Below are 12,579 nucleotides of genomic sequence, written 5' to 3' on the forward strand. Positions count from 1 at the left end.
GGGGACAGTGTGAGTTGGAGGGGCGCATGTCTGATCTTCCCCGCAAGGCGGTCACCCGCACCGCCAAGCTGGCCGCGCTGCCACTGGGGTTCGCCGGCCGCGCCACCTGGGGCCTGGGCAAGCGGATCGGCGGCAGATCCGCCGAGATCGTCGGCCGGGAGCTTCAACAGCGCACCGCGGAGCAGCTTTTCAAGGTGCTCGGTGAGCTGAAGGGCGGGGCGATGAAGTTCGGGCAGGCGCTGTCCGTCTTCGAGTCGGCGCTGCCCGAGGAGATCGCCGGGCCGTACCGCGCCGCTCTGACCAAACTCCAGGAAGCGGCCCCGCCGATGCCGGCGAGCACGGTACACGCGGTGCTGGCGGAGCAGCTCGGCGAGGACTGGCCGGAGCTGTTCGAGGAGTTCGAGGACAAGCCGGCCGCGGCGGCCTCCATCGGGCAGGTACACCGGGCGGTGTGGCATGACGGCCGCGAGGTGGCCGTCAAGGTGCAGTATCCGGGCGCCGGTCAGGCGCTGCTGTCGGATCTGTCGCAGCTGAGCCGGTTCGCCCGGCTGCTGGGTCCGCTGATCCCGGGCATGGACATCAAGCCGCTGATCACCGAGCTGCGCGACCGGGTGTCGGAGGAGCTGGACTACTCCCTGGAGGCGGAGGCCCAGCGGGCACACGCCGAGGAGTTCGCCGACGATCCGGATGTGGTGGTGCCGGCCGTGGTCCACCAGTGCGACCAGGTGCTGGTGACGGAGTGGATGGCGGGGGTGCCGCTGTCCGAGGTGATCGCGGACGGCACCGACGAACAGCGCGACCGGGCCGGCCAGCTCCTGGCACGCTTCCTCTTCTCCGGCCCCGCCCGTACGGGCCTGCTGCACGCCGACCCGCATCCGGGCAACTTCCGCCTGCTGGCCGGGGACTTCCCGGACGGCCCGGTCGAGGAGTGGCGGCTGGGGGTGCTGGACTTCGGCACCGTCGACCGGCTCCCCGACGGGCTGCCGCCGACGATCGGCACCTCACTGCGGATGACGCTGGACGGCGAGGCGGACGTCATCTACCAGCTGCTGTGCGAGGAGGGCTTCGTCAAGGAGTCCATCGAGCTGGATCCGGACGCGGTGCTGGAGTATCTGCTGCCGATCATCGAACCCGCGCAGGTGGACGAGTTCACCTTCACCCGGGGCTGGATGCGCCAACAGGCGGCCCGGATCGGCGATCCCCGCTCCCCCGCCCACCAGTTGGGCAAACAGCTCAATCTGCCGCCCGCCTACCTCCTGATCCACCGTGTGACCTTGAGCACGATCGGGGTGCTGTGCCAGTTGGGGGCGACGGTACGGCTGCGCGACGAACTGGAGGCATGGCTGCCGGGCTTTGTGCCCGAGGAGGAGCCGGCGGGCGCGGACCTCACCGGTTTCGACACCGTCGTCGGCGCGGACCTCGGTGAGGAGGCCGTCGAAGGGTCCACGGCCTGAGCCCGCCCGCCGGGCCGTACCGCCTCGGCCGCCCGCTCCACGACGGGGCGGGCGCGGCGGCCCGGTGCCTCACCGGCCTGTCTGGCGGCGGCCCTCACCACCAGGTCGAATCCAGGCGCCCCTCGATGGCCCGGATGTTCTCCCGCGCGCAGTTGTCGCAGAAGTAGCGGCGTTCACCGTTCTCGACGGAGCAGGTCCAGGTCGGCGGGGCGCCCTGGGCCACCGCACCGCAGCCCGCGCACACCGTGCTCCCGTTGGCCAACTCCGCCTGTTCATGCGTCTTCTGGTCCACCGTCCGACGATATCCCCGTCAACCGCAGGAAGCGATATAACGCACCACGGGGCCCGCCCTGTCGGACGGACCCCGTGGGTGGCGGCATCAGCGCACCGCCGTTACTGCATCACGGCCATGGCCAGCGCACGACGGGCACGCAGCGACGCGCGCTCGGCGCGCCGCTGCATACGCCGCGCGGCGGCGAGCCGGTGAGCCCTGCGTTCCGACTCGGCCTCCCGGAGGCGTTCGTGCATATGCGCACGCGCCAGGGCTTCTGGGATGAGTTGCATGGCGTGATTCCTGTTCTGACGCGACTCGATCGCGTCGGTGTTCACGGGGACGGGTGTGTCGGTGAAAGTGGGGTTCATCGTGAGGTCCTGCTTCTGCGGATCCCGTGTGACGGGACGGTCGATCGTTCCTGTGCCGATGGTGTTCATGCCGTGACCGGGTTCTTACGCGGACGGCCACGCGGACGCTTCCGCGGCACGACGACACCCTGGACGAAGAGCTCGCCACCCCAGACGCCCCACGGCTCACGGCGGTCCTTGGCACCGGCGAGACAGGCCTCACGGACGGGGCAGGTCTGGCACAGCGTCTTGGCGTACTCGACGTCGGCCGGGGACTCGGCGAAGAAGACCTCCGGGTCGTAGGTACGGCACGGAACAGCGGCGCCGAGGCGGTCGATCTCGTCGTCGAGCTCGGTGAGGGGCAGCAAGGAGTTCTCCTGGGGGTCGGGCGGAGGGATCAGGTCGGTCGCTACGGACGGGGTGCGCGTCTGGAGTTGCACGGTGGTGTGTTCCTCGTCTGTTCGGCCCGGCTGGTGGCGGGCGCATGGGCAAACAAAAGGGCCGCGGATCCCGGTGTGGGTTCCGCGGCCCTGGAAGGTGCCGACCTGATCGTGCCGATCAGGCTGGATCTCTCCAGGGTTCGTGGCCGCGGTAGGCCCACATTTCATGCTGCGTCTGGTACTGCTTCCGGGATCCGGCACCATTGGCCACCGCGAAGGCAAAGGCATTCGCCGATGCCGCCACTGCTGCGGCCGCAGGTGCCTCGGTCGGTCGCACGGTGCGCTCGCTGCGCGTCAGCACAGCGAGGGACTCGGGGCGCACGACCTCGGTACCGGACAGGCGGCCGAAGCCGGACAGACCGGTGCCAAGGAGCGCGGAGCCGAGGAGCGAGGAGCCGAGCGGGCGGGTGGCGACGACCGAGAGATCGGTCATTTTGTTGGTCTCGATGAAGCTGATCACTGGGCTCGCCTCCTCTCGGCGTCTCGTGGACCGGGAATCCCGTTCCGGGTGTTCAAGTACAGCACGGATCCACCGGATCCCGGAGGGTTCCGCTGTTTCCGTTGCTCCCGCAGGCTATGGGGCCGTGCTCCGCGCGCGCAAACTATTTTTTCGACGAGTTTTCCGCGGCGCCTCCGGGCCCCTCCTCCGCGACCCCCGCGAGCTCCTCGCCGGCACAGATTGCCAGCACGTCGCTGCCGTAGCGGTCGAACTTCCGCCGCCCCACTCCTGAGATGACCGCGAGCTCCGATTCGGTTCCCGGAACGGCCTCCGCGATCGCCATCAGTGTCTTGTCGGTGAAGACGCAGTACGCGGGCTGCCGGGAGCGCGCGGCCTGCTCGGCCCGCCAGTCGCACAGCCGCTCGTAAAGCGCCTCGTCCAGCTCCGAGGGGCAGTCCTCACACCGCATCAGCTTCATCTCGCCCGCGTCCGTGAGCGTCCTGTTGCAGACCCGGCAGCGGGCCGGGCTGCGGTGCTTGGGGCGCCGGGCCACCGCCGCCGGCCCGTCGCCGCGCTCGACGCCCCCGGAGACCGCGCCCGGCGTGCGGCGGCCCGCCACCGCGCCGGAGCCCGGCCGCAGACCGCTCAGGAACCGGCTGGGGCGGCGGGAGGCCCGCCCGCCAGGAGAGCGTGCCAGGGACCACGACAGCCCCAGATGGAGCCGGGCACGGGTGACGCCGACATACAGGAGCCGGCGCTCCTCCTCTATCTGCTCGTCGGTCCTGGCGTAGGTGATCGGCATCATGCCTTCGGTGAGGCCGACCAGGAAAACGGCGTCCCACTCCAGGCCCTTGGCGGCGTGCAGGGACGCGAGGGTCACACCTTCGACCGTCGGGGCGTGCTGCGCGTTGGCCCGCTCGTCCAGCTCGGCGACGAGGTCGGCGAGGGTGGCCGCGGGCCGGGCCCCGGCGAAGTCCTCGGCGAGCCGCACCAGGGCCGCCAGGGACTCCCAGCGGTCCCGCACCGCCCCGGAACCGGCCGGGGGCCGGCTGGTCCAGCCCATGTCGCTGAGCACCGCCCGCACCTCGGACGGCAGGTCCATCGCCTCGTCGAGCAGCGCGTCATTCGACCCGAAGCGGGCGGCGCCCCGCAGCTTGACGCCCGCCTCGCGCACCTCCGGCCGTTCGAAGAACCGCTCGGCGCCCCGCAGCTGATACGGCACACCCACATCGGCCAGGGCCTGCTCATAGACCTCGGACTGGGCGTTGATGCGGTAGAGGACCGCGATCTCCCCGGCGGACACCCCGGAGGCGATCAGATCGCGGATACGGCGGGCGGTGCCCTCGGCCTCGGCGGGCTCGTCGGCGTACTCCGTGTAGACGGGCTCGGGGCCCGCGTCCCGCTGCGAGATCAGCTCCAGACGGTGCTCGGCGGCCCGCCCCTTCGCCTGGGAGAGGAGGCCGTTGGCGAGGTGCACGACCTGGGGGCTGGAGCGGTAGTCGCGGACGAGCTTGACGACCGTGGCGTTCGGATGGCGGGTGCGGAAGTTGAGGAGGTGGTCGGGGGTGGCGCCGGTGAAGCTGTAGATCGTCTGGCTGGCGTCGCCGACCACACAGAGGTTGTCACGGTCCCCCAGCCACAGCTCCAGCAGCCGCTGCTGGAGCGGGCTGACGTCCTGGTACTCGTCGACAACGAAATGCTGATACTGCGCACGGACCTGCTCGGCGATGTCGTGCCGGTCCTGCAGCACACCGACCGTGAGGAGCAGCACGTCCTCGAAGTCGATGCTGCCGCGGTCGCGCTTGAGCTGTTCGTACGTGCCGTAGATCTGCCCGATCTCGGCCGGGTCGCGCGGCGCCTCACGGCCGGACTTGGCGACCGCCGCCGGGTAGTCGGCCGGGACGGTCTGGGTGACCTTGGACCACTCGATCTCTGCCGTGACATCGCGCAGCTCATTGCGGTCGAGCCGGACGCGGCAGCGGGCGGCGGCCTCGGCGACCAGCTGGACCTTGCGCTCCAGCAGCCGCGGGACCTCACCGCCGACGGCCTTCGGCCAGAAGAACTGGAGCTGGCGCAGCGCCGCCGAGTGGAACGTCCTGGCCTGCACCCCGCCCGCGCCGAGCTGACGCAGCCGGCCGCGCATCTCCCCGGCCGCGCGGGCCGTGAACGTGACGGCGAGCACACTCGCGGGCTGCAGAATCCCGGCCCGTACCCCGTACGCGATCCGGTGGGTGATCGCGCGGGTCTTGCCCGTGCCGGCACCGGCCAGCACGCACACCGGACCGTGCAGAGCCGTCGCGACCTCGCGCTGCTCGGGGTCGAGCCCGTCGAGCACCCCGTCGGCCGAGTCAGGCACCTGCGGGAAAAGAGAGGAGTCCGTTGCTGCTGTCACCCCGCCATGCTGCCAGGTCCGCCGAGACGCCCGGGAAACCTGTCCACAGCCGCCGGACCCGGTCGTACGCATCCCGCCCGCTGTGGACGAGGAAAGGCACGCGGGCGCGGCGGGTGCTTTGCTTTGTCTCGGCGGGGCGGAGGGCGCCGGGCCGCCGGCGGGCTGGCGGGCTGGCGGGCTGGCGGGCTGGCGGGGCAGCTTTGCCGGGGTGGCTTTGGTCGGTGGGGTTGGGGTGGGGCGGGGCCCCCCCGGGGGGGAGGGCGGGGCCCCCGGGGGGGGAGGGCGGGGACCCGGAGGGAGCAGGGGACTGCCCCAGGGAGGAGGCGGGCCAGCGGGACGCGGGCCCAGCGGGAGGCGGGCCCAGCGGGAGGCGATGGTCCCGGCAGTTGGATCGCGGCCCCGGTAGCTGGCGTGTGCGGGGTCAGGCGGGCTCTGCCGCCTGAACATGGCGCCCCGGGGGCGCCCCGCCCCCCTCGTCGACCCGTGCCGTACCGGAAGCCGGGAATTGCTGAGGGGTGATGTGCGTTGAGGTGCTTGGCCGCGCCGGGTACGGATGCGGGTGGTATTGGATCAAGACTTATCGAAGGAGCGCAGGACGCATGGCGGGCACTGTGACGATGTACAGCACGACCTGGTGTGGCTACTGCCGTCGGCTGAAGGGCCAGATGGACCGCGAGGGCATCACCTACACCGAGATCAACATCGAGCACGACCCGGAGTCCGCGGCGTTCGTGGAGAAGGCGAACGGCGGCAACCAGACGGTGCCGACCGTGCTGTTCCCCGATGGTTCGACGCTGACCAACCCGTCTCTGGCGCAGGTCAAGGAGAAGGTGGGGGCCTGAGCGTCGGCGCTCCACCGCCGCTTTGATGGGGTGACCGCTCCGCCTTGGCGGCGGCGCGGTCACTGGCGCGGCTCGGGTTGACTCGGCTCGGAATGGCCCGCGCCGCTCCCCTTACGGCTTCGGCAGCGGCTTGCCGTACCAGAGTTCGATGAGGCGGGCGGCGATGGAGATGCCGTAGGGCGGGAGGACCTCGCCGGATTCGAAGGCGGTGCGCAGGTCCTCGCGGGAGAACCAGCGGGCCTCTTCGATTTCCTCGCCGTCGACCTGGATGTCGGAGGAGGTGGCGCGCGCCATGAAGCCCAGCATCAGGCTGGAGGGGAAGGGCCAGGGCTGGCTGGCGATGTATTCGACGTCGCCGACGACGACACCGGCCTCCTCGAAGACCTCGCGGGCCACCGACTGCTCGATGGACTCGCCCGGCTCGACGAAGCCCGCGAGGGTGGAGAAGCGGCCTTCGGGCCAGTGGACCTGGCGGCCCAGGAGTGCGCGGTCCTCCTCGTCGGTGACGAGCATGATCACGGCGGGGTCGGTGCGCGGGTAGTGCTCCGCGCCGCAGGCCGGGCAGCGGCGGATGTGGCCGGCGGCGGCGATGACGGTGCGCTCGCCGCAGCGGGAGCAGAAGCGGTGCAGGCGCTGCCAATTCTCCAGAGCGACGGCGTGGACGAGGAGACCGGCGTCGCGGGGCGACAGCAGCAGGCCGGCCTCGCGCAGGCCCGCCGGGCGCGCGGACTGGTCCATGCGGCCGGGCAGCGAGTCCTTCTGGAGGGCGAAGTAGCTGACGCCGTCGTTGTCGGTGCCGAGGTAGTAGCGGTGGGCCTCGGTCAGTGGCGCCTCGAAGGACGGCGTCATGATCAGCTCGGTGCGGCCGTCGGGGGTGTCGTCGATCAGCGCCTGGCCGCCGGACACCACGAAGACGCGCGTCGTCGGGTGGCTCCAGGCCGCCGCCAGCCATGCCTCGTCGAGGCGGTGATGGGCGGAGCGGTCGATTCCGCTCGGCGCGCTGAAGGTGATCGGCCGGTCGGCGCTGTGGTCGGTCCAGGTGGTCACTGGTGTTTCCAACTCCCCCTATGGCGTGGGTGATTGCTGCGTACGGGCGCGGGTCGGTACGGCGTCGCGCGCGGTCAGGCCGTGGGCCAGGTCTCCGCCAGGTCGCCCCACAGGTGGGCGGCGGTTTCGACGCCCTTCATCAGCAGGTCGAGTTCGACCTTTTCGTTCGGTGCGTGCCAGCCGTCGGAGGGGACGGAGATGCCGAGGAAGAGGACCGGGACGCCGAGGACGTCCTGGAGGTCGGCGGCGGGTCCGGAGCCGCCCTCGCGGGTGAAGCGGATCTTCTGGTCGAAGGCCCGGCCCATGGCGCGGACGACGGACTGCAGCGCGGGGTGGTCGAGCGGGGTGAGGCAGGGGCGGGTGGCGCCCCAGAAGGAGATCTCGTGGCGGATGCCGGCCGGGAGCTGTGCGGCGATCCAGTCGCGTACGGACTGCTGTACGGCGGCCGCGTTCTGGCCCGCGACCAGCCGGAAGGACAGCTTGAGCTGTGCGGTGGAGGGGACGATGGTCTTGCCGCCGGGGCCTTGGTAGCCGCCGCCGATGCCGTTGACCTCGGCGGTGGGGCGGGCCCAGATGCGTTCCAGGGTCGTGCTGCCGGCCTCGCCGAGGGTGGCGTGGGAGTGCGCGGTGCGCAGCCATTCCGCCTCGTCGAAGGGGAGCTCGGCGAAGAGTTCCCGTTCGCGGTCGGTGAGTTCGATCATGCCGTCGTAGAAGCCGGGGATGGCGACCCGGCGGTCGGTGTCGTGCAGGGCGGCGGCCAGCCGGGCGGCCTCGGTGGCCGGGTTGGGGACCGCGCCGCCGAACGATCCGGAGTGGATGTCCTGGTCGGGGCCGTAGAGGTCGATCTGGCAGTCCGTCAGGCCGCGCATGCCGGTACAGACCGTGGGGGTGTCCTTGGACCACATGCCGGTGTCGGAGACGATCACCGCGTCGCAGGCGAGGCGGTCGGCGTGCTTTTCGATCAGGGCCGGGAAGTTCGGGGAGCCGGACTCCTCCTCGCCCTCGATCAGCAGCTTGAGGTTGACGGCGGGGGCGGTGCGGTCGGTCGCGGCGAGGTGCGCGCGCACGCCCAGGGTGTGGAAGAACACCTGGCCCTTGTCGTCGGCGGCACCGCGGGCGTACATCTTGCCGTCGATGATCTCGGGCGCGAAGGGGTCGGTGTGCCAGCCGTCCTCGCGGGCGGCGGGCTGTACGTCGTGGTGGCCGTAGACGAGCACGGTCGGCGCGGACGGGTCCCCGGCGGGCCATTCGGCGAAGACCGCGGGCAGGCCGCCGGTCTCCCAGATCTCGGTGGTCGGGAAGCCGGTGTCGGTGAGCTTCGCGGCGAGCCACTCGGCGCTGCGGCGTACGTCGCCGGCGCGCTCGGGGTCCGCGGACACCGAGGGGATGCGCAGCCAGTCGGCGAGGTCTTCGAGGAAGGCTTCGCGGTGCAGGGTGAGGTACGCGCGGACGGCGCTGTCCGGGGTTGTGCTCATACGACCGAGCCTATCGGCCTTCCGGGGGAGGCAGGTCGGCGGTCTCACCGAGCAGAATCCGTTCGAGCCCGGCCCGGCCGGGGAGCCGGGCGGGTCTGACCACCTCGCCGCTGCGGACGTAGAGGAAGGCGGCGTCGACGGCGGACGGCTCCTGGCCGTACCGCTCGGCCCAGGCGAGGCGGTAGACGGCGAGCTGGAGGGGGTCGGCGGTGTGGGCGCGGCCGGTTTTCCAGTCGACGATCTCGAAGCGGTCGCCGTCGGGGCCGGTTTCCTTGTAGACGGCGTCGATGCGGCCGCGGATCACCCGGCCGGCGAGGGTCAGCTGGAAGGGGGCCTCGACCCGGTACGGGGTGCGGTGGGCGTAGGGGGTGCGGGCGAAGGCTTCCTTGAGGGTTTCGAGGTCGTGTTCGTCAACGATGTCGGTTTCCTCGCCCGGTTCGGCGCCCGGGAGTTCGTCCGGGCCGAGCAGCGGCAGGGTGAGCTCTTCGAAGCGGGATTCGACCCAGGCGTGGAAGCGGGTGCCGCGGCGGGCGCCGGGCTGGGGCGGGCGGGGCATGGGGCGGGCCAGTTCGCGGGCGAAGCCGTCCGGGTCGGCGGCCAGGCGGAGGAGCTGGGTGGCGCTGAGGGCCGAAGGCAGCAGGACGTCGCGGACGGTCGCGCGGGAGCGGCGCAGTTCGGCGGCGAGGGCGTCCAGGTCGCGGTCCCAGGAGCCGATGGTGCGGCGCTCTTCGGGGAGGAGGGTGTGGGGGGCGGGGTCGTCGGGGTGGGGGGTGTCGGCCGGGTCGGTGAGATCGGGCTCGGTGGAGCGCTGGGCGACGATGCGGGGGCGGGCGGCGGAGCGGTCCGCCGAGGGGGCGGGATCGGCCTCGGCCGCGTCATACGGCGGCCCGTCGTCGAACGGGTCCGCTTCCGGGACGTCGAACGAGTCCGCCTCCGGGACATCGAACGGATCGGCCTCAAGGTCGTCGTACGGCACCGCCTCCCCCGTGTCCTCCGGCGGTGGCGGCGGCCAGTCCGGGTCGTAGGCGTCCCGTGCGGATGTGGCGGATGCGGGGACGGCCGCCCCCTCCCCCGCTCCCGTCCGGCGTTCCAGATGGGCGCGGACTGTCGCCGCGGCGGTGCGGCGGCGGGCGGTGGCGGTGGGGTCGAGGGGCAGCGGCCAGGACTGTTCCGTGGTGGCCTCGGAGAGGGCCGGGTTCTCCTCGCCGTCCTCGGGGGGCTCGGCCCAGTGCTCGATCTCGCCGTGTCCGGCTTCGCAGTGCTCGCGCAGGGCGTCCAGGAAGACGGACGGGCCGCGTGGGCGCTTCTGCTGGGGGCCCCACCAGTGGCCGGAGCCGAGCAGCAGGGAGCGGGGGCGGGTGAAGGTGACATAGCCGAGGCGGAGTTCCTCGGTTTCCTGGTGGTGCTTCATCGCCTCCTTGAAGGATTTCAGGCCGCGGGCGGTCCATTCCGCGACGTCGGGGAGGGTCGCGGCGTCGCCTCGCAAGGCGTGCGGGAGGACCTTGGGGCGGCTGGTCCAGGACTCGCGGGACTGCTCGCTGGGGAACTGCTTGGCGACCAGGCCGGGTACGGCGACGACGTCCCATTCCAGGCCCTTGGATTTGTGGGCGGTGAGCACCTTGACGGTGTTCTCGCCCCCGGGGAGGGAGCTGTCCAGGCCCTTTTCGTACTGGACGGCGGTGCGCAGGAAGCCGAGGAAGGCGAGGAGGGTGGCGTCGCCGTCGAGTGATTCGCCGCCCTGTTTGGCGGCGAACCCGGCGGCGATGTCCAGGAAGGTGCCGAGGGTTTCGCGGCGGCGGGCGGCGAGGGCGTGCGGGGAGGCGGACAGCTCGACTTCCAGGCCGGTGGCGGCGAGCACCCGGTGGAGCACGTCCATGAGGGGGTCGCCGAGGGAGCGGCGCAGGTCGCGGAGTTCGGTGGCGAGGTAGGCGAAGCGGACCCGGGCCTCGGCGGAGAACGGGAGGCCGTCGTCCGGGCCTTCGGCTTCCAGGAAGGTGTCGAGTGCGTCGGCGAGGGAGATGGTCTCGGCGGGGTCGACGCCTTCAACAGCTTCGGCGAGGCGCTGTCCGGGGTCGTCGGACGGACCGCCGTGGTGGACCAGCGTGCGGGCGCGGCGGCCGAGGAGGGCGAGGTCGCGAGGGCCGATTCGCCAGCGCGGGCCGATCAGCAGGCGGACCAGGGCGGCGTTGGCGGTGGGGTCCTGGAGCACTTCGCAGACGGCGACGAGGTCGGCGATCTCGGGCAGATGCAGCAGCCCGGAGAGGCCGACGACCTCCACGGGGATGTCCCGGGCGACCAGTTCGCCCTGGATGCGGGCGAAGTCGCCGGCGGTGCGGCACAGGACGGCGATCTCTCCGGGCGGGGTGCCGGTGTGGACGAGATCGGCGAGGGAGTCGGCGAGCCAGCTGAGCTCTTCGGCGTGGGTGGGCAGCAGGGCGCAGCGGACGAGGCCGTCGCGTTCGGCGCCTGGGGCGGGGCGCAGGGCTTCGACGCCTTCGTGCATCCGGCGGAGGGGGGCGGCGAGCCCGTTGGCGAGGTCGAGCAGGCGGCCGCCACTGCGGCGGTTCTCGCTGAGGGCGTACCGGCGGGCGGGGGTGCCGTCCTGGAAGGGGAAGTGGTCGGGGAAGTCGTCGAGATTGGCCACGGAGGCGCCGCGCCACCCGTAGATGGCCTGGCAGGGGTCGCCGACGGCGGTGACGGCATGCCCGAGGGCGGTCCCGGTGCCGGCGCCGAAGAGGCCGGAGAGCAGCAGGCGTTGGGCGACGGAGGTGTCCTGGTACTCGTCCAGCAGGACGACGCGGAATTCGTCGCGCAGGATGCGGCCGACTTCCGGGTGGGTGGTGGCGAGGGTCGCGGAGTGGGCGATCTGGTCGCCGAAGTCGAGGAGGTCGCGGCGGCGTTTTTCGCTGCGGTAGGCCGTGACGAGGTCGAGGAGTTCCCGGCGGCCGCGGGCGGTTTCGGGGGCTTTGCGCAGGTCGGCGTTGGTGAGCCGGGTGCCGTCGAGGGTGGCGAGGAGCGCGCTGTCGTACGCGCGGAGGGCGGCGGGGTCCACCAGGTGTTCGGCGAGCTCGGCGTCCAGGGCGAGGAGGTCTTCCACCAGGGAGGGCAGCGAGGTGGTGAGCGCCGGGTAGGGGCCGGGGGCGGCGCGCAGGGTACGGGCGGCGAGCTGGAAACGGGTGGCGTCGGCGAGGAGCCGGGCGCTGGGTTCCAGACCGATGCGCAGGCCGTGGTCCTTGAGGAGCTGCCCGGCGAAGGCGTGGTAGGTGGAGATCCGCGGCTCGCCGGGGGGCTGGTCGGGGGCGCCGGTGGCGGGCGGGAGGGCGTCGGGGTCGGTGACGCCGGCGGCGAGCAGGGCGGCCCGGACGCGTTCGGCGAGTTCTCCGGCGGCCTTGTTGGTGAAGGTCAGCCCGAGGACCTGTTCGGGGGCGACCTGGCCGGTGCCGACCAGCCACACCACGCGGGCGGCCATGACCGTGGTCTTGCCGGAACCGGCTCCGGCCACGATGACCTGCGGGGCGGGCGGGGCGGTGATGCACTCCGTCTGCTCCGGGGTGAACGGGATGCCGAGCAGCTGCTTGAGCTGCTCGGGGTCGGTGAGGCGAGCTGACACGCAAGAACGGTAACGGCCGGCACTGACAATCCGCTGCGCTTGGGCGGCCTTCCCACGTTGTCGGCTGTCCCGCCGTGGGGGTTCCTCTTTGTTTCGCCTGCGGCGGGCGGGTCCGCTGCGCGGGGCTGTGGGTGCGGTGACGGGCCTCCGGGGCCGTTGTGGGGACTGCTTCGCTTTACGTCCCCACAACGGCCCCTCCGGCCCGTCCCCTCCCGTGGTGGGAGAGGTGAAGGCCGGTGGGGGTGCAGGTAAACGATCA

At 72.1% G+C, this 12,579-nt stretch carries 10 protein-coding genes; 2 read left to right on the forward strand and 8 right to left on the reverse strand.

What is annotated here, in order from left to right:
* Positions 1-26 precede the first annotated feature (26 nt).
* A complete protein-coding gene (locus STRTU_RS11630; RefSeq protein ID WP_159743473.1) occupies positions 27-1,454 on the forward strand; it encodes an ABC1 kinase family protein in 1,428 nt (475 codons plus the stop codon).
* Between the two features lie 94 nt (positions 1,455-1,548).
* On the opposite strand, the gene STRTU_RS11635 is transcribed toward STRTU_RS11630, so the two are convergent.
* The 5 genes from STRTU_RS11635 to STRTU_RS11655 form a co-directional block, all read right to left on the reverse strand.
* Positions 1,549-1,746: a hypothetical protein gene (locus STRTU_RS11635; RefSeq protein WP_159743474.1), complete on the reverse strand. Its 198-nt coding sequence runs from the start codon at positions 1,744-1,746 to the stop codon at positions 1,549-1,551.
* 101 nt (positions 1,747-1,847) lie between these two features.
* Entirely contained in the window at positions 1,848-2,165 is a 318-nt protein-coding gene (locus tag STRTU_RS11640; protein WP_159743475.1) for a hypothetical protein, read from the reverse strand.
* A complete protein-coding gene (locus tag STRTU_RS11645) occupies positions 2,162-2,515 on the reverse strand; it encodes a WhiB family transcriptional regulator (RefSeq protein ID WP_159743476.1) in 354 nt (117 codons plus the stop codon). Before STRTU_RS11645 ends, STRTU_RS11640 begins: the two co-directional genes overlap by 4 nt.
* A gap of 118 nt (positions 2,516-2,633) precedes the next feature.
* Complete coding sequence (locus STRTU_RS11650; RefSeq protein ID WP_159743477.1) at positions 2,634-2,975, reverse strand: hypothetical protein; 342 nt, start codon at positions 2,973-2,975, stop codon at positions 2,634-2,636.
* 142 nt (positions 2,976-3,117) lie between these two features.
* The gene (locus STRTU_RS11655) at positions 3,118-5,418 is read right to left on the reverse strand and encodes an ATP-dependent DNA helicase UvrD2 (protein ID WP_159743478.1); all 2,301 of its coding nucleotides are present in this window, start codon (positions 5,416-5,418) and stop codon (positions 3,118-3,120) included.
* A gap of 527 nt (positions 5,419-5,945) precedes the next feature.
* Between STRTU_RS11655 and STRTU_RS11660 the strand changes: the two genes are divergently transcribed.
* A complete protein-coding gene (locus STRTU_RS11660) occupies positions 5,946-6,188 on the forward strand; it encodes a mycoredoxin (RefSeq protein ID WP_159743479.1) in 243 nt (80 codons plus the stop codon).
* 111 nt (positions 6,189-6,299) lie between these two features.
* Here the strand turns inward: STRTU_RS11660 and nudC are convergent, their stop codons facing one another.
* From nudC to STRTU_RS11675, 3 genes are all read right to left on the reverse strand, one after another.
* Positions 6,300-7,235 carry an NAD(+) diphosphatase gene (nudC, locus tag STRTU_RS11665; RefSeq protein WP_159743480.1) on the reverse strand — a complete coding sequence of 312 codons (936 nt, stop codon included), beginning with the start codon at positions 7,233-7,235 and terminating at the stop codon, positions 6,300-6,302.
* 74 nt (positions 7,236-7,309) lie between these two features.
* Positions 7,310-8,710, reverse strand: a complete 1,401-nt coding sequence (locus STRTU_RS11670; protein WP_159743481.1) for a dipeptidase — start codon at positions 8,708-8,710, stop codon at positions 7,310-7,312.
* Positions 8,711-8,720: 10 nt separating this feature from the next.
* Complete coding sequence (locus tag STRTU_RS11675) at positions 8,721-12,320, reverse strand: ATP-dependent DNA helicase (protein WP_159743482.1); 3,600 nt, start codon at positions 12,318-12,320, stop codon at positions 8,721-8,723.
* Positions 12,321-12,579 lie beyond the last annotated feature (259 nt).

Origin of the sequence: Streptomyces tubercidicus (assembly GCF_027497495.1) — a bacterium.
Taxonomy (GTDB): domain Bacteria; phylum Actinomycetota; class Actinomycetes; order Streptomycetales; family Streptomycetaceae; genus Streptomyces; species Streptomyces tubercidicus.